At 68.7% G+C, this 21328-nt stretch carries 18 protein-coding genes; 12 read left to right on the top strand and 6 right to left on the bottom strand.

All coding sequences use genetic code 11. The features are described from left to right. Positions 1-19: 19 nt before the first annotated feature. Positions 20-949, bottom strand: a complete 930-nt coding sequence (locus BME24068_RS04380) for a dihydrodipicolinate synthase family protein (RefSeq protein ID WP_096508718.1) — start codon at positions 947-949, stop codon at positions 20-22. Positions 950-1076: 127 nt separating this feature from the next. After that, a complete protein-coding gene (locus BME24068_RS04375; protein WP_174925259.1) occupies positions 1077-2828 on the bottom strand; it encodes an IlvD/Edd family dehydratase in 1752 nt (583 codons plus the stop codon). A gap of 114 nt (positions 2829-2942) precedes the next feature. Here BME24068_RS04375 and BME24068_RS04370 point away from each other — a divergent pair, with 114 nt between their 5' ends. Beyond that, positions 2943-3893 (top strand): LysR family transcriptional regulator, encoded by a 951-nt coding sequence (locus BME24068_RS04370; protein ID WP_174925258.1) that lies wholly within the window; start codon positions 2943-2945, stop codon positions 3891-3893. A 42-nt stretch (positions 3894-3935) separates the two neighbouring features. Here the strand turns inward: BME24068_RS04370 and BME24068_RS04365 are convergent, their stop codons facing one another. Continuing rightward, positions 3936-4412: an OsmC family protein gene (locus BME24068_RS04365; protein WP_174925257.1), complete on the bottom strand. Its 477-nt coding sequence runs from the start codon at positions 4410-4412 to the stop codon at positions 3936-3938. A gap of 94 nt (positions 4413-4506) precedes the next feature. Here BME24068_RS04365 and BME24068_RS04360 point away from each other — a divergent pair, with 94 nt between their 5' ends. Beyond that, complete coding sequence (locus BME24068_RS04360; protein WP_174925256.1) at positions 4507-5148, top strand: GntR family transcriptional regulator; 642 nt, start codon at positions 4507-4509, stop codon at positions 5146-5148. 228 nt (positions 5149-5376) lie between these two features. On the opposite strand, the gene BME24068_RS04355 is transcribed toward BME24068_RS04360, so the two are convergent. After that, entirely contained in the window at positions 5377-6411 is a 1035-nt protein-coding gene (locus BME24068_RS04355; RefSeq protein ID WP_174925255.1) for a LacI family DNA-binding transcriptional regulator, read from the bottom strand. Positions 6412-6600: 189 nt separating this feature from the next. Here BME24068_RS04355 and BME24068_RS04350 point away from each other — a divergent pair, with 189 nt between their 5' ends. The 6 genes from BME24068_RS04350 (at position 6601) to BME24068_RS04325 (ending at position 14277) form a co-directional block, all read left to right on the top strand. Further along, positions 6601-7749 (top strand): ABC transporter ATP-binding protein, encoded by a 1149-nt coding sequence (locus tag BME24068_RS04350; RefSeq protein WP_096508712.1) that lies wholly within the window; start codon positions 6601-6603, stop codon positions 7747-7749. 9 nt (positions 7750-7758) lie between these two features. Next, a complete protein-coding gene (locus BME24068_RS04345; RefSeq protein ID WP_174925254.1) occupies positions 7759-9765 on the top strand; it encodes a beta-galactosidase in 2007 nt (668 codons plus the stop codon). A gap of 73 nt (positions 9766-9838) precedes the next feature. Then, entirely contained in the window at positions 9839-11098 is a 1260-nt protein-coding gene (locus tag BME24068_RS04340; RefSeq protein WP_174925253.1) for an ABC transporter substrate-binding protein, read from the top strand. A gap of 54 nt (positions 11099-11152) precedes the next feature. Next, entirely contained in the window at positions 11153-12109 is a 957-nt protein-coding gene (locus BME24068_RS04335) for a carbohydrate ABC transporter permease (protein WP_174925252.1), read from the top strand. A gap of 21 nt (positions 12110-12130) precedes the next feature. Continuing rightward, positions 12131-12982: a carbohydrate ABC transporter permease gene (locus BME24068_RS04330; protein WP_096508778.1), complete on the top strand. Its 852-nt coding sequence runs from the start codon at positions 12131-12133 to the stop codon at positions 12980-12982. A 173-nt stretch (positions 12983-13155) separates the two neighbouring features. Further along, complete coding sequence (locus BME24068_RS04325; RefSeq protein ID WP_203368119.1) at positions 13156-14277, top strand: Fic family protein; 1122 nt, start codon at positions 13156-13158, stop codon at positions 14275-14277. 94 nt (positions 14278-14371) lie between these two features. Here the strand turns inward: BME24068_RS04325 and BME24068_RS04320 are convergent, their stop codons facing one another. Beyond that, complete coding sequence (locus tag BME24068_RS04320) at positions 14372-15850, bottom strand: nitronate monooxygenase (RefSeq protein WP_174925251.1); 1479 nt, start codon at positions 15848-15850, stop codon at positions 14372-14374. Between the two features lie 197 nt (positions 15851-16047). Next, entirely contained in the window at positions 16048-16818 is a 771-nt protein-coding gene (gene glcC, locus BME24068_RS04315) for a transcriptional regulator GlcC (protein WP_096508780.1), read from the bottom strand. A 220-nt stretch (positions 16819-17038) separates the two neighbouring features. On the opposite strand from glcC, the gene glcD reads away from it, so the two are divergent. Genes glcD through BME24068_RS04295 form a run of 4 tightly spaced genes read left to right on the top strand, consistent with a single transcriptional unit; the run spans position 17039 to position 21291 of the window. Then, positions 17039-18538 carry a glycolate oxidase subunit GlcD gene (gene glcD, locus BME24068_RS04310; protein WP_174925250.1) on the top strand — a complete coding sequence of 500 codons (1500 nt, stop codon included), beginning with the start codon at positions 17039-17041 and terminating at the stop codon, positions 18536-18538. Then, positions 18538-19620, top strand: coding sequence for a glycolate oxidase subunit GlcE (glcE, locus tag BME24068_RS04305; RefSeq protein WP_174925249.1), 1083 nt, complete (start codon positions 18538-18540; stop codon positions 19618-19620). Before glcD ends, glcE begins: the two co-directional genes overlap by 1 nt. Positions 19621-19643: 23 nt before the next feature. Then, positions 19644-20864: a glycolate oxidase subunit GlcF gene (gene glcF / locus BME24068_RS04300; RefSeq protein WP_174925248.1), complete on the top strand. Its 1221-nt coding sequence runs from the start codon at positions 19644-19646 to the stop codon at positions 20862-20864. 22 nt (positions 20865-20886) lie between these two features. Beyond that, positions 20887-21291 (top strand): GlcG/HbpS family heme-binding protein, encoded by a 405-nt coding sequence (locus BME24068_RS04295; RefSeq protein ID WP_096508784.1) that lies wholly within the window; start codon positions 20887-20889, stop codon positions 21289-21291. Positions 21292-21328: the final 37 nt, after the last annotated feature.

Genomic DNA, 21328 nt, shown 5'->3' with positions numbered 1-21328 from the left:
TTCCTCCTTCGCCACCCACTCAGCGCGCCCAGCGCAGCACGAGCGGATCGAGCCGGCGCGCGATCGCGAGCAGCTCCGCGCGCGTGTCCGGATGCAGTTCCGGCATCGGATGCCGCGGCCGCTCGCACGCGATCACGCCGCCTGCGCGCATCAGCGCTTTCGCGGTCAGGATCCCGGACTGGCGGTTCTCGTGATTGATCAGCGGCAGCCACGCCTGATAGCGCGCGAACGCGTCGTCATGGCGGCCTTCGCGGAAAGCGTCGAGGATCGGCCCAATGCCGTCCGGAAACCCGCCGCCCGTCATCGCGCCGGTCGCGCCGGCGTGCAGGTCGGCGAGCAGCGTGATCGCCTCCTCGCCATCCCACGGCCCTTCGATCGCGTCGCCGCCGAGCCGGATCAGCTCGCGCAGCTTGTTCGCCGCACCCGGCGTCTCGATCTTGAAGTACGCGACCTGCTCGATCTCGCGGGCCATGCGCGCCAGGAACGGCGCGGACAGCGGCGTACCGCTCGCGGGCGCGTCCTGGATCATGATCGGGATGGCGAGCGCCTCCGACACGCGCGCATAGAAGTCGAAGATCTGCGCTTCGGGCACGCGGAACGTCGCGCCGTGATACGGCGGCATCGCCATCACCATCGCCGCGCCGAGCTGCTGCGCGCGCAGGCTGCGTGCCGCGCACACCTGCGTGCTGTAGTGCGACGTCGTGACGATCACCGGCACGCGGCCGGCGACGTGTTCGAGGATCGTGCGCGTGAGCACGTCGCGCTCGTCGTCGGTGATCGCGAATTGCTCGGAGAAGTTCGCGAGGATGCACAGCCCGTCCGAGCCCGCATCGATCATGAAATCGACCGCGCGCTTCTGGCTCGCGAGGTCGAGCTCGCCGGTATCGGAAAACGTCGTCGGGACGACGGGGAAGATGCCGCGATAACGCGGCGTGCTGCTCGATGTCATGGTTCGCGTCCTGCGCCGGCCCCGATGCGGGGCCATCATGCGTTCACGGTTTCACAACTTGACGATGCGCGAGCCGATGCCCGCGCGCGGCCGCGGCGCGCGTTGCGCCGCCCGCCCGCTCAATGCCTCAATGCGAATGGCTCGGCACGTCCGCGCCGCGCGTGCCGACCAGGAAGTCGAGGTCGCACCCCTCGTCCGCCTGCAGCACGTGATCGATGTACAGCCGCGCATAGCCGCCCTTGCCGAGCTGCCCGGCCACGCCCGGCGCCGCGGTCGGATCGACATCCGACAGGCGGCGCTGCAGTTCGTCATCCGAAATGTCCAGATGCAGCGTGCCGGCCTCGCAGTCGAGCTCGATCCAGTCGCCGTTGCGCACCGCGGCGAGCGGGCCGCCGGCGGCCGCTTCCGGCGCGACGTGCAGCACCACCGTGCCGTATGCGGTGCCGCTCATCCGCGCATCCGAGATGCGCACCATGTCCTTCACGCCCTGGCGCAGCAGCTTCGGCGGCAGCCCCATGTTGCCGACTTCGGCCATCCCCGGATAACCGCGCGGCCCGCAGTTCTTCAGCACCAGCACCGAGCTGGCATCGACGTCGAGCGCTTCGTCGTTGATCGTCGCCTTGTAGTGCTCCAGGTTCTCGAACACCACCGCGCGGCCGCGATGCTTGAGCAATTCGGGGCTCGCCGCCGACGGCTTGAGCACCGCGCCGCGCGGCGCGAGATTGCCGCGCAGGATGCGGATGCCGCCGTCCGCGATCAGCGGCCGGTCGAGCGGGCGGATCACCTCGTCGTCGTAGTTCGGCGCTTCGCGCACGTTGTCCCACACCGACTTGCCGTTGACCGTCAGCGCGTCGGGGTGCGGCAGCAGCCCGCCTTCGCCGAGCCGGCGCAGCACGGCCGGCAGGCCGCCCGCGTAATAGAACTCCTCCATCAGGAAGCGCCCGGACGGCATCAGGTCGACGATCGTCGGCGTGTCGCGGCCGATGCGCATCCAGTCCTCGAGTTCGAGCGGCACGCCGATGCGGCCCGCGATCGCCTTCAGGTGGATCACCGCATTGGTCGACCCGCCGATCGCCGCGTTCGCGCGGATCGCGTTCTCGAACGCGGCGCGCGTCAGGACCTTCGACAGCACGAGCCCTTCGAGCGCCATCTCGACGATGCGGATGCCCGACATGTGCGCGAGCACGTAGCGGCGCGAATCGACGGCCGGGATTGCCGCGTTGTGCGGCAGCGCGACACCGAGCGCCTCGGCCATGCACGCCATCGTCGATGCGGTGCCCATCGTGTTGCAGGTGCCGGCCGAGCGCGACATCCCGGCTTCGGCGGACAGGAAGTGGTGCAGGTCGATCTCGCCGGCCTTCAGCGCTTCGTGCAGTTGCCACACGGCCGTGCCCGAGCCGATGTTCCTGCCTTCGAGCTTGCCGTTCAGCATCGGCCCGCCCGACACGACGATCGCCGGCACGTCGCAGCTCGCCGCGCCCATCAGCAGCGCGGGCGTCGTCTTGTCGCAGCCGGCGAGCAGCACGACCGCATCGATCGGGTTGCCGCGGATCGCTTCCTCGACGTCCATCGACGCCAGGTTGCGCGTGAGCATCGCCGACGGCCGCAGGTTCGATTCGCCGTTCGAGAACACCGGGAATTCGACCGGGAACCCGCCCGCTTCCGAGATCCCGCGCTTCACGTGCTCGGCGAGCTTGCGAAAGTGCGCGTTGCACGGCGTCAGTTCGGACCACGTATTGCAAATGCCGACGATGGGCCGACCGTCGAATTCGTGATCGGGAATGCCCTGGTTCTTCATCCAGCTCCGGTACATGAAGCCGTTCTTGTCGTTCGTGCCGAACCATTGGGCAGAGCGCAGCCTGGGTTTTGTTGCCGACATCGTCAGTCCTGTGGTGACGGGATACCGACGCAGTCTAGGGAGAATTTTGATAACTCGCTAATGACGTTTTAGGCGATTACGATATCGATTCCGATATCGATATAAACCCGTACGATGACCGAAGCCAGCCCGTGGGGAAACCGCAGCCGCCTGAAGACGCGCCAGTTGCTGCTGGTCGTCGCGCTCGCCGACGAAGGCAGCATTCATCGCGCGGCGGCCGCGCTGAACATGACGCAGCCGGCCGCGTCGAAGCTGCTGCGCGAGCTGGAGGAATCGATCGGCGCGGTGCTGTTCGAGCGGCTGCCGCGCGGCATGCGGCCGACGCTGTACGGCGACGCGCTGATCCGCCACGCGCGCGCGGCGCTCGGCAGCCTCGACCAGGCGCGCGAGGAGCTGGCCGCGCTGAAGGCCGGCCATCTCGGCCATGTGGCGGTGGGCGCGATCACGTCGCCGGGGCTGCGGCTCGTGCCGCCGGCCGTCGCGGCCGTGAAGGGGACGCATGCGAACGTGCGCGTGTCCGTCGAGATCGACACCAGCAACGCACTGCTCGAACACCTCGCGCAGGAGAAGCTCGACATCGTGCTCGGCCGGCTGTCCGCCGAACACGACAAGCTGCACCTGCGCTACGAGCCGCTGACCGGCGAGCCGGTCGCCGCGGTGGTGCGGCCCGGCCATCCGCTGCTCGCGCAGGCGCCGCTGTCGCTCGCGGACGTGCAGCGCGCCGCGTGGGTCATGCCGCCGGCCGGCAGCGTGCTGCGCCATCGCTTCGAGCTGGTGTTCCAGCGCGCCAGCCTCGCGCCGCCCGCGAACGTCGTCGAGACGGCCGCGCTGCTGTTCATCACGCAGCTGATCGAGCAGAGCGACATGATCGCGGTGCTCGCGGAGGACGTCGCGCAATACTACGCGCGACACGGAATCGTCACCGTGCTGCCGCTGGAGATGGATTGCCGGATGGACGATTTCGGGATCATCACGCGCACCGACCGGCTGCCTTCGCCGGCCGTCGCGGTGATGGCCGATGCGATCCGCGCGGCCGCGCGAGAGGTGTACGAGATCGGGTTGTGAGACCGCGGCCGGATGCTGCGCACACGATCGCGGCTGCCTGCGTCACGCCGCGGCAAACTCGATCACCGGCTCGCACCGGATCGGGAAATTGACGGAGTTCGCCACGTAGCACTTCGCATGCGCCGCATGATGCAGCCGCTCCGCCAGTTCGCGATCGTCGCCGGCGCGAATCGTCACGCGCGGGTGCAGCACGATTTCGGTGAAGCGCCCTTGCTCGGCGCTGTCGAGCATCGTGCCTTCGGCCTCGTCGACGTACGCGAGCACGCGGATCCCCGCATCCGAGCACAGATGCAGATACCAGAGCTTGTGGCACGCCGATGCCGACGCCAGCAGCAAATCCTCCGGATTCCAGCGCGCCGCATCGCCGCGAAACGCCACGTCCGACGAGCCGGGAATAGCCGGCTTCGAACCCGCGCGGATCACATGATCGCGGCCATATTCGCGATACCCCGACGTGCCGGTTCCCCGGTTGCCGATCCACTCCACTGCCACGCGGTACTTGTGTTCGCCATGCGCCATCTCGCTCTCCTCTGCTATCGGAACGTGAGGCCGCCATTGTGGCACTGGAATGCCATTTGGTATACCATTATTCCAAATTCAGGAGCCCAGGGGCATGGAAGCCAGACTCGATTCCACGGCGGACGCGGTGGCCGCATCGCTGCGGGAAATGATCATCAACGGCGAGTTGCAGGCCGGCGAGCGGCTCGTCGAGCGCGACCTTGCCGAACGTTTCGGAGTCAGCCGGATTCCGATGCGCGAGGCGATCCAGCGCCTGGAGCGCGAAGGGCTGCTGGACATCTTCCGCAATCGCGGCGCGGTCGTCCGGATGCTGAGCGCGTCCGACGTGCAGGAAATCTACGACATGCGCGCGCTGCTCGAAGGCGATGCGATCTTCCGCAGCGTGAATCGGCTCGACGACGAGACGCTGGCGCGCGCCGAGCTCGTGCACCGGCTGCTCGGCGAATCGGGCGTGCCGCGCCGGCAAGGCGAGCTGAACCGTGAATTCCATGCGCTGCTGTATTCGTGCTGCGGCAACGAGCGGCAGTTGAAGGCGATCGCGGAATTGCGCAGCCAGGTCGAGCGGTACGAGCGGCTGCAGGCGACGCTGCTCGCGGATACGCCGTCGTTCCAGGTCGAGCACGAGGACATCCTGCAAGCGTGCCGCGAACGCAATGCACGCGGTGCGCGCGCGATGACGGTCGCGCATCTCGAATCGGCGCGACGGATCGTGATGCGGCTCGTCGAAGGCGGGTGAAGTGGGTGGGTAATCCAGCCTGGACTCGGGGTTCCGACGCGCATCTCGATTCGGCGCGACGCACCGCGATGAGGGTCGTCGAAGCGATGATGGCAGACGGCCCATCCGGCCCGGACTCCGATTTCGTCCAGTGGCCGCTGGCCCGTCCCATTCGCTGCTTCGCGGGTTGCGCCCTACGCCGGCAAACCACGCCACGCCCGGCGTCACGCGGCAAAGCCCCCGCGACGTCTAAGCCCCCGCACTCCGCCCCGGCGCTGCGCCGGTCGTCCCGCGCACAACGAGCCGCGGCAACGACGCCGTCCGCACCCGCGACACCGCGTCGACCTGCCCGCCCGCCTCGCGCAACGCATTGAGCAATTCGACCGCGAGCCCCGCCGCCTCGGCGGTCGGGATCGCGACGGTCGTCAACGTCGGACGCGTGTCGCTGGCCAGATGAATGTCGGTAATGCCGACGATCGACAGGTCGTCGGGCACGCGCCTGCCGCGATCGGCCGCCGCGTGCAGCGCGCCGATCGCCGGCAGGTCGTTGGTCGCGACCAGCGCGGTCAGCCCCGGATGCGCATCGAGCAGGCGGCCCGCCGCACGCACGCCGCCTTCGATCGAATCGGGCTCGGCCGCGACGATCGACGCGTCGAGCCCCGCTTCGCGCATCACGTCGACGAAGCCGTCGTAGCGCGCCGCCTGCACGCCGCTCGCCGAGCCGCCGACGATCACGCCGATCGTCCGGTGCCCGAGTTCGAGCAGATGCCGCGTCGCGATCCGCCCCGCCTCGCGGAAATCCACGGCCACGCAAGGCAGCCCCTCGGGCGGCGCATCGGGCCGCTCCCACAGACACAGCACGACCGGCACGCCGCGCCGGGCAACGTCGGCCAGATCCGGCAAATGCAGGTTCGCGTTGGTCACGAGAATGCCTTCGGAAATCGTCCCGGCGATCTGGTCGAGATACGCTCGCCCCTGCAACGGATCTTCATTCGTATTGCAGACGATCAGGAACTGCCCGTTGCGGCGCACCGCACGCTCGACCGCGAGCGCGAACTCCGGATAGAACGGGTTCGCGATGCTCGACACCATCAGCGCGACCGTCGGCGCGCGCCCTTCCGCAAGCGCCCGCGCGGCCAGATGCGGCCGATACCCGAGCGCCTCCACCGCTTCCAGCACCCGCGCGCGCGTCGCGTCGCCCACCCGCCCGCGGTGGCGCAATACGTTCGAGACCGTCGCGGCCGTCACGCCGGCGCGGCGCGCGACTTCATCCAGTGTTGCCATCGTCTGCTCACTATATGAGATGCCGATCCAGTATTTGCTTCGCTCACCGAAGCGGCGCACTATCGCCGCACCCCCAGCCGCCCGACCAACGGGCGCGACTCGGCCGCGATCGGGACCGGCTCTTTTTTTGATCGCGATGATTAAGCGCTTAAGCATGATGCAAGCGCATTAGAACATGGAGCGGAGACAATGGCGAGCATCTCGATGCGACGCGTGCAGAAAGCCTATGGCGAGCACGCGCCGGTCATTCGCGACGTCGATCTGGAGATCGGCGCGCACGAGTTCTGCGTGTTCCTCGGCCCGTCCGGCTGCGGCAAGTCGACCCTGTTGCGGATGATCGCGGGCCTCGAGGATCTGAGCGACGGCGAGCTGTCGATCGACGGCCGCCGCGTCGACGACGTGCCGGCCGCCGAGCGCGGCGTCGCGATGGTGTTCCAGAGCTACGCGCTGTTTCCGCACATGACGGTCTACGAGAACATGGCGTTCGGGCTGAAGCTCGCGCGCGTGCCGAAGGCCGAGATCGACCGGAAGGTGCGCGACGCCGCGCGGATCCTGCAGCTCGACACGCTGCTCGAGCGCAAGCCGAAGGCGCTGTCCGGCGGCCAGCGGCAGCGCGTCGCGATCGGCCGCGCGATCGTGCGCGAGCCCGGCGTGTTCCTGTTCGACGAGCCGCTGTCGAACCTCGACGCGGCGCTGCGCGGCCAGACCCGCGTCGAGATCGCGAAACTGCACCGCCAGTTCGAACGGGCGAGCGTCGTCTACGTGACGCACGACCAGACCGAAGCGATGACGCTCGCCGACAAGATCGTGCTGCTGCACACCGGCGCCGACACCGCGCAGCACGGCAGCATCGCGCAGGTCGGCGCGCCGCTCGACCTCTACCACCATCCGGCGAGCCGCTTCGTCGCCGGCTTCATCGGCTCGCCGCGGATGAACTTCCTGCCGGCCGTCGTCGCCGCGTGCGATGCGCAACACACGACCGTCGCCGTCGTGCCGTCCGGCGAAACCTTCACGCTGCCGCGCGACGGCGCCGCGCTCGCGCCGGGCGCCACCGTCACGCTCGGCATCCGCCCCGAACACCTGACGCTCGGCGCCGCGCACGACGCGACGGCGCTCGCCCGCGACGTCGTGCTGGTCGAACGCCTCGGCGAGCAGACCTACGTGCACCTCGACCAACCCGGCGGCACGCCGCTGATCGCAAAAGTGCCCGGCGACGCGCCGCTGCGTCGCGGCGAGCGCGTGCACGCGCATGCGCCGGCCGCGGCCTGCCACCTCTTCACCGAAGACGGCCGCGCGGTGCCCGCGCGCGCCGACGTCCACGTCCACCACTACGCATAAGGATCGGGCATGCGCCTCGGAGTCTGCTACTACCCGGAACACTGGCCGGAATCGATGTGGGCGGACGACGCCCGCCGGATGAAGGCGCTCGGCATCGCGCAGGTGCGGATCGCCGAATTCGCATGGAGCCGTATCGAGCCGTCGCCGGGCGAATACGACTGGGGCTGGCTCGATCGCGCGATCGACGTGCTCGGCACGGCCGGCCTCGAGGTCGTCATGTGCACGCCGACCGCGACGCCGCCGAAGTGGCTCGTCGACCGTCACCCCGACATCCTCGCGATCGGCGCGGACGGCCGGCCGCGCCAGTTCGGCTCGCGCCGCCACTACGACTTCTCGTCGCCGACCTATCTCGAAGCATCGCGCCGGATCTGCACGGCGGTGGCCGAACGCTACGGCCGCCACCCGGCCGTGCGCTACTGGCAGACCGACAACGAGCTCGGCTGCCACCAGACGGTCGTCAGCTATTCGCCCGCCGCGCTCGTGCGCTTTCGCGAATGGCTGAAGGCGCGCTACGGCACGATCGACGCGCTGAACCGCGCATGGGGCACCGTGTTCTGGAGCATGGAGTACCGCCATTTCGACGAAGTCGACGCACCGGTCGGCACCGTGACCGAAGCGCATCCGTCGCATCGCCTCGACTACCGGCGCTTCGCCTCCGACGAAGTCGCGCGCTATCACCGGATGCAGGTCGACGTGATCCGCGCCCATTCGCCGGGCCGCCCCGTCGCGCACAACTTCATGCAGCTCTTCACCGAGTTCGATCACTACGAAGTGGCGCGCGACCTCGACGTCGCGACGTGGGACAGCTACCCGCTCGGCGCGCTCGAGGAGCAATGGTTCGCGCCCGACGTGAAGGCGCGCTGGCTGCGCACCGGCCATCCCGATTTCGCGTCGTTCAATCACGATCTCTATCGCGGGATGTCGAAGCTGCCGTTCTGGGTGATGGAGCAGCAGCCGGGGCCCGTGAACTGGGCGCAGTGGAACCCCGCGCCGCTGCCGGGCATGGTGCGGCTGTGGAGCTGGGAAGCGTTCGCGCACGGCGCCGGCTGCGTGTCGTACTTCCGCTGGCGGCAGGCGCCGTTCGCGCAGGAACAGATGCATGCGGGCCTGCACACGCCGGACGATCGGCTCGACGAAGGCGGCCGCGAAGCGCAGCGCGTCGCGCGCGAAATCGCCGCGGTGCTCGACGCCGGCGCGGATGCCGACGCGAACGGCCCGGTGCGCGCCCCCGTCGCGCTGGTGTTCGACTACGACGCGAAATGGCTGTTCGAAGTACAGCCGCAAGGCGCCGATTTCCACTATCCGCGCTTCGCGTTCGAGTACTACTCGGCGCTGCGCTCGCTCGGCCTCGACGTCGACATCGTTTCCCCGCACGCGCCGCTTAACGGCTACCGGCTCGTCGTGGTGCCGCCGCTGCCGGTCGTGCCGGACGACTTCGCGGCACGGCTCGCCGCCTCCGGCGCGCAGGCGGTGTTCGGCCCGCGCACCGGCTCGAAGACCGCCGACCTGCGGATTCCGCCGACGCTGCCGCCCGGCCCGCTCGTGTCGATCCTGCCGATACGCGTGTGGCGTGTCGAATCGCTGCGGCCGAACGTGACCGAGCGGATCGACGGCACGTTGCGCGACGGCTCGCCGCTCGCCGGCGACGCGCGTCACTGGCGCGATCTCGTCGAGCTGCATGGCGACGGCGAAGATGGCGACGCGCGCGGCATCGTGCGCGCGCGCTTCGCCGACGGTCATCCGGCCTGCGTATCGCACGGCGCGTTGCACTACTGGGCCGCGCTGTTCGACGACGCGACCACCGCGCGCCTGTTCGCCGACGTCGCGGCCGAAGCCGGCCTCGCGCCCGCACCGCTCGGCGACGGTCTGCGCATCAGCCGGCGCGGCGGCCTCACCTACGTATTCAACTACCGCGACACGCCGCACACGATCGACGCGGTGCCGCCGTCCGCATTCGTGGTCGGCACCGCGCAGGTCGAGCCGCAAGGCGTCGCCGTGTATCGAAGCCGTTCGTAGCAACCGCCCCCGGCGCCATGACGACATGACGCGCGCCGGTCACGCACAACGACACACAGGACTGGAGACACACATGACACATCGCCCCCTTCGCGTCGCCGCCCGGCTTGCGGCGGCCGCCGCCATCGCCGCTGCATCGTTCGGCGCGGCCGCGCCGGCCAACGCGGGCACGCTGACGATCAACATCGCGTTCAAGGGCGCCAGCCAGCGCGCGGTCTGGCAGTCGACGCTCGAGGCGTTCCACAAGGCCCATCCCGACATCGACGTGAAGCCCACCTTCGTCGACGAGGAAGCGTACAAGGTGCAGCTCCCCGCATGGCTCTCGACCGTCGCGCCCGACGTGGTGAACTGGCACGCGGGCGAGCGGATGGCGTACTACGCGAAGCGCGGGCTGTTCGAGGACCTGAGCGGCGACTGGAAGAAGAACGGCTGGGACGCGATGTACGCGTCGACACGCAGCGCCTCGTCGTACAACGGCAAGCAGTACGCGGCGCCGACCGTCTATTACTCGTGGGGGCTGTTCTATCGCAAGGACCTGTTCCGCAAGGTCGGCATCGCCGACGAGCCGAAAACATGGGACCAGTTTCTCGATGCGTGCAAGAAGCTGAAGGCGGCCGGCATCACGCCGATCGCAGTTGGCGGCCGCGACGCGTGGACGCTCGCCGGCTGGTTCGATTATCTCGACCTGCGGCTGAACGGCAACGCGTTCCACCAGCAGCTGATGGCCGGCGACGTGCCGTACACCGACCCGCGCGTGAAGAAGGTCTACACGACGTGGAAATCCCTGATCGACGCGGGCTACTTCATCGACAACGCGCTGTCCTACGATCTCGACGGCGCGCAGCCGTTCCTGTTCCAGGGCAAGGCCGCGATGATGCTGATGGGCACCTTCATCGCGGCGGGCTTTCCGCCGAACGTGAAGCAGGAAATGGGCTACTACCGCTTCCCGATCATCGACCCGAAGGTGCCGACCGCCGAAGACGGCCCGGTCGAATCGCTGCACATCCCGACCAAGGCGAAGAACAAGGCCGACGCGCATACCTTCCTCGCGTTCGTCGAAACGCCCGAGATGGGCGCGAAGCTCGCCGAAGGGCTCGGCTCGCTGTCGGCCAACAGCAAGTCGCCGGAGCCGGACGATCCGATCTCGCGGATCGGCTTCCGGATCCTCGCCGACACCCAGGGCGGCGTCGCGCAGTTCTACGACCGCGACATGACGAAGGAAATGGCCGACGAAGGGATGAAGGGGATGCAGCAGTTCGTCGCGAATCCCGCGCAGCTCGATTCGGTGCTCGCGCAACTCGAACAGACCCGCAAGCGGATCTACAAGAAGTAATCGCGTGACTCACGCGGCGGCCGTGCGCCGCCGCGTTCGCCCAGGAGGCTTGCCGTGTCCAGTCCGATCGCGTCCCGACCCGCCGAAACGCCTGCCGCCCCGGCCGCCGCACCGCCGGGCCGCCGCACACCCGCCGCGCTGCCCGCGCGCCGCCCGTCGCCGGCCGTGCGGCGGCAACGGCGCGCCGCGTGGCTCTTTCTCGCGCCCGCGTGCGCGATGGTTGCCGCCTATGTGATCTGGCCAATCCTGTCGACGCTGTGGCTGAGCCTCTGCAACTGGGACGGGATGACCGAGCGCACGTTCGTCGGCCTCGCGAACTACGTTGAGCTGCTGCACGCGCCGACGTTCTACACCGCGTTGCGCAACAACGTGATCTGGCTCGTGCTGTTCATGCTCGCGCCGCCGCTCGGCCTCGCGCTCGCGCTGTATCTGAACCAGGCCGTTGCCGGCATCCGGCTCGTGAAGTCGCTGTTCTTCGCGCCGTTCGTGCTGTCCGGCGTGGTCGTCGGGCTGATCTTCTCGTGGTTCTACGATCCGACTTTCGGCTTGCTCGCGCTCATCGCCGGGCACGGCATTCCGGTGCTCGGCGACGCGCGCTACGCGACGCTCGGCATCGTGTTCGCCGCGCTGTGGCCGCAGACGGCCTACTGCATGATCCTGTACCTGACCGGCCTCACGGCGGTGAACCCCGAGCAGATCGAAGCGGCGCGGATGGAAGGCGCGCGCGGCTTCGCGCTGCTGTGGCACGTCGTGCTGCCGCAGTTGCGGCCGACCACGTTCATGGCGATCGTCGTCACCGTGATCGGCGCGCTGCGCAGCTTCGACCTGATCTCGGTGATGACGAGCGGCGGCCCGTTCGAGAGCTCGACCGTGCTCGCGTATTACATGTACGACCAGGCGATCAAGTACTACCGGCTCGGCTATTCCGCGGCGATCGCGGTCGTGCTGTTCGCGATCATGCTCGTCTACATCGTGTTCCAGTTGCGCCGCATGCTGCGCAACGAGCAGTGACCACCCGGGGATTCGCTCATCATGTTTCCGACACCCGTTGCCCACTGGAAGCCGGTCTCGCGCCGGCTGTACAAACTGTCGCTGCCCGTCGCGCTCGTGATCTGGCTGCTGCCGATGATCGCCGTGTTCGTCACGTCGGTGCGCTCGACCGAGGAGCTCGTCGAAGGTCACTACTGGGGCTGGCCGCGGCACTTCTCGATGATCGAGAACTATCGCGACGCGCTGACCACGTCGCCGATGCTGCATTACTTCTGGAACAGCGTGCAGATCACGGTGCCGTCGGTGCTGGGTTCGATCGCGCTGGCGGCGATGGCCGGGTTCGCGCTCGCCACTTACCGGTTTCGCGGGAATACCGCGTTGTTCGGCACGTTCGTCGCGGGGAATTTCGTGCCGGTGCAGGTGCTGATGATTCCGGTGCGGGACTTGTCGCTCAGGCTGGGCGTGTTCAACACCGTCGACGCGCTGATCCTGTTTCATGTCGCGTTTCAGACGGGGTTCTGTACGCTGTTTCTGCGCAACTTCATCAAGCAGCTGCCGTTCGAGCTGATCGAGGCGGCGCGGATCGAAGGCGCGGGCGAATGGACGGTGTTCTGGCGGATCGTGCTGCCGTTGATCCGCCCTGCGTTGGCCGCGCTCGCGATTCTCGTGTTCACGTTCGTGTGGAACGACTACTTCTGGGCGCTGTGCCTGACGCAAGGCGATGAGGCCGCGCCGATCACCGTGGGCGTCGCCGCGTTGAAGGGGCAATGGACGACGTCGTGGAATCTTGTTTCGGCCGGATCGATTCTCGCCGCGCTGCCGTCGGTCGCGATGTTCTTCGCGATGCAGAAGCATTTCGTCGCGGGGCTCACGTTCGGGGCGACGAAGGGTTGAGCCGGCACGGATCGCGGATTCGCATCACCCCTCTTCATCGAGAGGTTGGCCCGCTTCGGCGGGCTTTTTTTATTCCGACGGGTTGACGGTGCGGTGAATAGAGCGGCTATTCACCGCATAATTTGCGGTGAATATTGAATCGCGCGGCCAATCGGTGGGATAATCTCCGCATCATGAGCGGAGATTACACCTTCATCTGGGAGTCGGCCGACTGGCCTGCATGGCGCTTCGACCTCCCGACACTCGCCGCGCCACTCGCCGACGTCAGCCGTGCGCAAGGCATGCTGGTCGGGCGATTGGTGGATATCGGCCTGTCGCTGCGCGGCGAGGCCAGCCTGGCCGCGCTGACGGAGGACGTCGTCAAGACCAGTGCCATCGAGGGCGAAAGCCTGAACGTCGCATCGGTTCGATCGTCGATTGCGCGCCGGCTTGGTGTCGATATCGGTGCGCTGGCGCCAGTCGATCGCCACGTCGAGGGCGTGGTCGACATGGTGCTGGATACGACGACCCATTCGGCAGCGCCGGTCACCGAAAGCCGCTTGTGCGGGTGGCATGCCGCTCTTTTCCCGACCGGCTATTCGGGGATGTCGCGAATCACGGTGGGCGCATGGCGGACGGACGCGAGCGGGCCGATGCAGGTGGTGTCCGGACCGATCGGCCGGCAGCGCGTGCATTTCGAAGCACCGCCCGCCTCGCGCCTGACCAGCGAGATCCACCGCTTTCTCGCATGGTTCAATGCGTCGCCGTCCGAGCCTTTGCTGATCCGGGCCGGCCTGGCCCACCTGTGGTTCGTCACGCTCCACCCGTTCGACGACGGCAACGGCCGTATCGCGCGCGCCCTCGGGGATCTGGTGCTGGCGCGCGCCGATCGGAGTCCACAACGTTTCTACAGCCTGTCGGCGCAAATCCAGCGCGAACGCAACGCGTACTACGACGTGCTGGAGCGTACGCAGCGCGGTTCGCTCGACGTCACCGAATGGCTCGCGTGGTTTCTGAACACCCTGGGGCGGGCCGTCGATCACGCGCACACGACGCTCGATGCGGTCCTGGTCAAGGCGCGCTTCTGGCAACAATATGCGGGCCTTGCGATGAACGAACGCCAGGCCAAGGTCATGAACCGCTTGCTCGACGGCTTCGAAGGAAAGCTGACGACCACCAAATGGGCAGCCCTCGCAAAGTGCTCGCAAGATACGGCGCTGCGCGATATCGGCGAACTCGTCTCGCACGGTGTGCTGCGTCGTTCGTTGTCCGGCGGCCGGAGCACGAGTTACGAGCTGGCGCCGTTCGACGGCTGACGCCATCGCCGGCAAACGTAGCCGGACTGCCGTCGAGGTTTCCCGCCTTTCGGTTCTCCCGCCGGGTCGGACGCCGGATGTCTCGCAGGCCCGACTACGCGTCGCCCGCCCCGTTCCTCAACCGCAGATCCACCGACCCGATATTCTTCTCGTGCGCGACCAGCATCAACGACAGCGCGTGATGCATATCCGGGTCGGCAAGCGTCGGCAGCAGCGCCTGCAGCTTGCGCACGACCCACCTCTGACCGCGGTTCAGAAACGCCATCCGCTCGGCCAGATCGTCGATCGCCATCGCCTTCTCGTAGAACGAGCCGGTTGCCCGCGTCGGCGTCGCACCCAACGTGCGGATCGCATCAACGAGCACGCTGCACCAGTGCGCTTCGTCCTGGCGGATATGCGCGATCAGCCGGTGGAGCTCGGCATCTTCCGTCACCTCGGCCGCCGTCTCCGACGCAACGCGGGCCCCCGCGCGCTCCGCTTCCAGCAGTTCATCGAGCACCGCCAGCAACGCCGCACGATGCGCGTCCGGCTCGCGTGCCGGTGCAGCCGCCGCCCCTTTCTCGACGCTCGCCGCCGCATCGAGCACGATACGGAGCAACACGTCGCCGGCCGCTTCGATCGCGCCGATCCGCCCTGCCCCCGTGCCCGCATACAGCGCCATCGCTTCGAAATCGCCGCTCATCGTCCGCAGCGGCGAATCGGTGCTGAACAGATAGATCGGCCGCCCTTCCTCGTCGCCGATCACGACGCGCTCGTCGCCGAACGGATCGCCGCGCTCGCCGCGCGTGACGCTCGACGGCAACACGCGAACCCGCGCACCGCGCGGCCAGTTGATATGGAAGATGTCGGTCAGCAGTGCGTCGCCCTCGCGCGCGTCGACGATCCGCTGCTGGTGATACGCATGCGCGAACGATTCATGCGTTGCAATGAACGCGGTGCCCATCACCGCGCCCTGCGCGCCGAGCGCCATCGCGGCGGCCACGTCCGCGCCATCGACGATCCCGCCCGCCGCCAGCACCGGCAACCGCGTCGCGTGAACCACGTCGGGCAACAGCTCGGCCAGCGGCCGATCGCCGCGCACATGGCCGCCAGCCTCGTGCCCCTGAACGATCAGCGCCTGTGCACCGGCCGCTTCCGCCGCGCGCGCATCGTCGAGCGACCCGACCTGATGCACCACCCGCACGCCCGCATCGCGCAGACGCCGCACGACGCCCGGCATCACGTCCCAGAACAGCGCAACCACGGGCACACGCAATTCGATGCACGCATCGAGCTGCGCACCGAGCAGCTCAGGCGGCGTCGATGCGGGAATCAGGTTCACGCCGAACGGCCGCTCGGTGGCCGCGCGCACCTGCTCGACCTCGCGCCGGAGCAGCGCGACGGGCTCACGCACCATCCCGAGAAAACCGAACCCGCCGGCGGCACTCACCGCACTCGCAAGCTCGGCCCGCGCGACGCCGCCCATGCCCGCAAGCACGATCGGCCATGCACAGCCGAGCAGGTCGCAGACAGGGCGATGCAGGATCTGGACGGCGCGGGCCTCGGGCCCGTCGCCACGCGTCGGAATCGACATGCAGCGTCCTCCTTCAAGGATCGGCGGCGCGTCACGGTCAACCGCCAAAGCACGTGTCGCGCACAGGCGAAACGGTCGTGTCGGGCCACGCATCGGATAAGTCACATTGTGACATATTCACGCATTAGACCGCCTCGCGATGACGATTTCATTGACGAGCGTCATTGCGGCGGCGGCCGCTCCAGGGTGCGCTCGCCTCAAGTCCATCCTTCGAGCCGCAGCGTCGAGCGCACGAGCCGCTGTTCCTCCTGTTCGATCTCGCGCAGATAGTCGACGCACTGGCGGATATGTTCGCTCGCGGCCTTGCGCGCCTGATCGGGCAACCGCCCGGTCACCGCGTTGTAGAGCCGCGCATGCTGGCGGTCGATCTGCTTCTTCAACGGCTCGCGGTGATAGAGATTGTTCACCGACGCGAACACGGAACTGAGCAGCAGATCGGTCAACGATTGCAGCGTATTGACGAGCACCGGATTGTGCGATGCCTCGCAGATCGCGAGATGGAACGCATGGTCGAGCTTCGCGCGCGCGGCCGGATCGAGATCCTGCGCGTCGGCCGCCGTCATTTCCTCGTAACGGCGCCGGATCAGGATGAAATCGGCCGGCGTGCCGCGCAGCGCCGCGAGCCGCGCGGCTTCGGTCTCGAGCATCCCGCGCACCTCGAACAGGTCGTACAGCGTGCGCGGCTGCGAACCGAGCAGATGCATCATCGGCGAGACTGCGCGCTGCGGGGTCAGGCTCGCGACGAACGAGCCCTTGCCGTGCGTCGTATCGATGATCCCGCGCGCGCGCAGCAGCTTCATCCCTTCGCGCACCGCCGTGCGCGACACGCCGAGCTTCTCGGTGAGCCGCCGCTCGGACGGCAGCGCCTGGCCGGCCTTGAGCACGCCGTCGACGATCAGCTGTTCGATCCGCTCGGCGACGACGTCGGCCACATTGCGCGCGGGCGCCTGTCGATTCTGCATTTCCATACTGGTATGACCACCCTGGACGAATCCCGGTGATTTTCGCACAAACCCTTGTCTTCGTTGGGTTTCTCGACTTTCCCGATACCCATTTCCGGATGCCTCGTCAAAAACTGGTATGACCACTTGCGCGACGTCTGGACACGCCCGCACGTCCCGCCAAGAATGCCGTCCATCCGGCGCGCCGCCTGTGCGGCCGCCTGCATGGTGGAGACGGAGACACACGATGAGTTTCACCTACGACGAACGGATCGACGGCCCGCTGGCCACCGTCGATCGCGACACGCTCGTCGCCGCGCTGAACGCGGCGGCGCCCGGCCTCGACGTGCTGCACGAGCACGAAGCGCTGAAGCCGTTCGAATGCGACGGCCTCGCCGCGTACCGCACGGTGCCGCTCGCGGTCGTGCTGCCCGACACGGTCGAGCAGGTGCGCGCGGTGCTGCGCGTCGCGGCCGCGCATGGCGTGCCGGTCGTCGCGCGCGGCGCGGGCACCGGGCTGTCGGGCGGCGCGATGCCGCTCGAAAAGGGCATCCTGCTCGTGATGGCGAAGTTCAACCGGATTCTCGACATCGACGCCGATGCCGGCATCGCGCGCGTGCAGCCCGGCGTGCGCAACCTCGCGATCTCGCAGGCGGCCGCGCCGTACGGCCTCTACTACGCACCCGATCCGTCGTCGCAGATCGCGTGCTCGATCGGCGGCAACGTCGCCGAAAACGCGGGCGGCGTGCATTGCCTGAAATACGGGCTCACGGTGCACAACATCCTGAAGGTCGAGATCGTGACGATCGACGGCGATACGCTGACGCTCGGCGCCGACGCGCTCGACGCACCGGGCTTCGACCTGCTCGCGCTGTTCACCGGCTCCGAAGGGATGCTCGGCATCGTCACGGAAGTGACCGTGAAGCTGCTGCCGAAGCCGCCGAGCGTGAAGGTGCTGATGGCGAGCTTCGACGACGTCGCCGAAGCGGGCGCGGCGGTCGCGCGCATCATCGGCGCGGGCGTGATTCCCGGCGGGCTCGAGATGATGGACAACCTCGCGATCCGCGCGGCCGAGGATTTCATCCACGCGGGCTACCCGGTCGATGCGCAGGCGATCCTGCTGTGCGAGCTCGACGGCGCGGCGACCGATGTCGAAGAAGACGCCGAACGCGTCGCCGCGCTGCTGCGCGACGCCGGCGCGTCGGAGATCCGCGTCGCGCGCGACGAAGCCGAGCGCCAGCGCTTCTGGGCCGGCCGCAAGAACGCGTTCCCGGCGGTCGGCCGCATGTCGCCCGACTACTACTGCATGGACGGCACGATTCCGCGCCGCGAGCTGCCGCGCGTGCTCGAAGGCATCGCGGCGCTGTCGGCCGAATACGCGCTGCCGGTCGCGAACGTGTTCCATGCGGGCGACGGCAACATGCATCCGCTGATCCTGTTCGACGCGAACCGTCCCGGCGAGCTCGACCGCGCGGAAGCGCTCGGCGGCAAGATCCTCGAGCTGTGCGTCGCGGTGGGCGGCAGCATCACCGGCGAACACGGCGTCGGGCGCGAGAAGATCAACCAGATGTGCGTGCAGTTCAACGCCGACGAAATCACGTTCTTCCACGCGGTGAAGGCCGCGTTCGATCCGCAGCGCCTGCTCAATCCCGGCAAGAACATCCCGACGCTGCATCGCTGCGCCGAATTCGGCGCGATGCACGTCCATCACGGCAAGCTGCCGTTTCCCGAACTGGAGCGCTTCTGATGCGACGCGAACGCGAAATCGAATCGATCGACGACAGCGCGGCGCTCGTCGCACAGGTCGACGCCGCGATCCACGCTCGCCAGCCGCTGCACATCCGCGGCGCGGGCACGAAGGCGTTCGTCGGCCGCGCCGTCGAAGGCCGCGCGCTCGACGTGCGCACGCACCGCGGCATCGTCGCGTACGACCCGACCGAACTCGTGATCACCGCGCGCGCGGGCACGCCGCTCGCCGACCTCGAAGCGATGCTCGACGCGGCCGGCCAGATGCTGCCGTGCGAGCCGCCGTCGTTCGGCGGCGCGGCGACCGTCGGCGGGATGTTCGCGGCCGGGCTGTCCGGGCCGCGCCGCCCGTGGGCGGGCGCGGTGCGCGATTTCGTGCTCGGTTGCCGCGTGATCACCGGCCACGCGAAACACCTGCGCTTCGGCGGCGAAGTGATGAAGAACGTCGCGGGCTACGACGTGTCGCGGCTGCTCGCCGGCAGTTTCGGCTGTCTCGGCGTCGTGACCGAGGTGTCGCTGAAGGTGCTGCCGAAACCGCGCTCGACCGGCGATCTCGCGTTGCCGCTCAGCGCGGCCGAAGCGGTGCAACGCGTCGCCGGATGGCGGCGCGCGGGGCTGCCGCTGGCCGGCGCCTGCCATGCGGACGGCGTGCTGCGCGTGCGGATCGAAGGCGGCGAGGGCTCGGTGAAAGCCGCGCGCGACACGATCGGCGGCGAGCGGATGGACGATCGCGACGACGGGTTCTGGGCGCGGCTGCGCGACCTGTCGCTGCCGTTCTTCGACGATCCGCGCCCGCTGTGGCGCGTGTCGGTGCCGGCCGCCGCGCCGCTCGACGCGTTGCCCGGCGCGCGGCTGGTCGACTGGGGCGGCGCGCAGCGCTGGCTGAAGAGCGATGCCGCGCCGGCCGACGTGCAGCGGTTCGCCGCGCAGTGGGGCGGCCACGCGACCTGCTTCACGCCGGGCGTCACGCCCGAGCCGTTCCAGCCGCTGCCGGCCGCGCTGTTGCGCGTGCATCGGCAGTTGAAGGCCCAGCTCGACCCGCATGCGATTTTCAATCCCGGCCGCCTGTACGCGGACGTCTGACGCCACCCGATTCCGAACCGCCGATGCAAACCAATCTCAGCGAAGCAAGCAAGGCCCTCGACCGGGCCGACGAAGCGGAAGCGATCCTGCGCGCATGCGTGCACTGCGGCTTCTGCAATGCGACCTGCCCGACCTACCAGGTGCTCGGCAACGAGCTCGACGGGCCGCGCGGGCGCATCTACCTGATCAAGCAGATGCTCGAAGGCGAGCCGTGCGGCGCACGCACGCAGCAGCACCTCGACCGCTGCCTGACCTGCCGCAACTGCGAAACGACGTGCCCGTCCGGCGTGCGCTATCACACGCTGCTCGACATCGGCCGCGCGGAAGCGGAGAAGCGCGCACGCCGCCCGGCGCGCGAACGCCTGCTGCGCGCGGGCCTGCGTCACGTCGTGCCGAGGCCGGCCACCTTCGCCGCGCTGCTGAAGGCCGGCCGCGCGCTGCGCCCGCTGCTGCCGGGCACGCTGCAGGACAAGATCCCGGCCGCCGTGCCCGCCGCCACGCCGCGCCCGCCGGTGCGTCATGCGCGGCGCGTGCTGATGCTGGAAGGCTGCGTGCAGCCTTCGCTGTCGCCGAACACCAACGCGGCCGCCGCGCGCGTGCTCGACCGGCTCGGCATCAGCGTCACGCCGGCGCGCGAAGCCGGCTGCTGCGGCGCGACCGAATATCACCTGAACGCCCAGGACGCCGGCCTTGCCCGCGCACGCCGCAACATCGATGCGTGGTGGCCCGCGATCGAGGCGGGCGCGGAAGCGATCGTGCTGACGGCGAGCGGCTGCGGCGCGTTCGTGAAGGAATACGGCGACCTGCTGCGCTCCGACCCCGTCTATGCGGACAAGGCGCGGCGCGTCAGCGCGCTCGCACGCGATCTCGCGGAAGTGATCGCGGCCGAACCGCTCGACGCGCTGGCCGACACCGCGCCGCGCCGCGTCGCGGTGCATTGCCCGTGCACGCTGCAGCACGCGCAGCGGCTCGGCGGCGCGGTGGAACGCATCCTGACGCGGCTCGGCTTCGATCTGACGCCTGTCGCCGACGGCCATCTGTGCTGCGGCTCGGCCGGCACCTATTCGCTCACGCAACCCGAACTCGCGACGAAACTGCGCGACAACAAGCTCGACGCGCTCGAAGCCGCACGGCCGGACCTGATTGTCACGGCCAATATCGGCTGCCAGACTCACCTGAACGGCGCGGGCCGCACGTCCGTGCGCCACTGGATCGAGCTCGTCGACAACCGACTCGTCAACTGACCGCTGATTCCGGAGGACTTCCATGAAAACGAAACCCGAACTCGAACTCGCCGACGTCGAACGCATGCTCGCCGCGGCCCGCGCGGAGGCCGAGCGCAACGGCTGGGCCGTGTCGATCGCCATCGTCGACGACGGCGGCCACCTGCTCGCGTTCGCGCGCCTGGACGGCGCGTCGGCCGCCAGCACGGTCATCGCGCAGGACAAGGCGCGCGCGGCGGCGCTCGGCCGTCGCGAGACGAAGGCGTATGAGGATATGATCAACGGTGGCCGCACGGCGTTTCTGAGCGTGCCGCTGACGGGGTTGCTCGAAGGCGGCGTGCCGGTCACGGTGGACGGCCGCATGGCGGGCGCGATCGGTGTGTCCGGCGTAAAGTCCGAGCAGGACGCGCAGATCGCCCGTGCCGGCACACAAAGCGTCGCGGGATAACCAGCCAGGCCACGCGCGCGCATTTTTTCCCGGGAGG

The sequence above is a fragment of the Burkholderia anthina genome (assembly GCF_902498995.1).
GTDB classification, from domain to species: Bacteria; Pseudomonadota; Gammaproteobacteria; order Burkholderiales; family Burkholderiaceae; genus Burkholderia; species Burkholderia anthina.
This window is presented reverse-complemented; position numbering and strand designations above follow the sequence as displayed.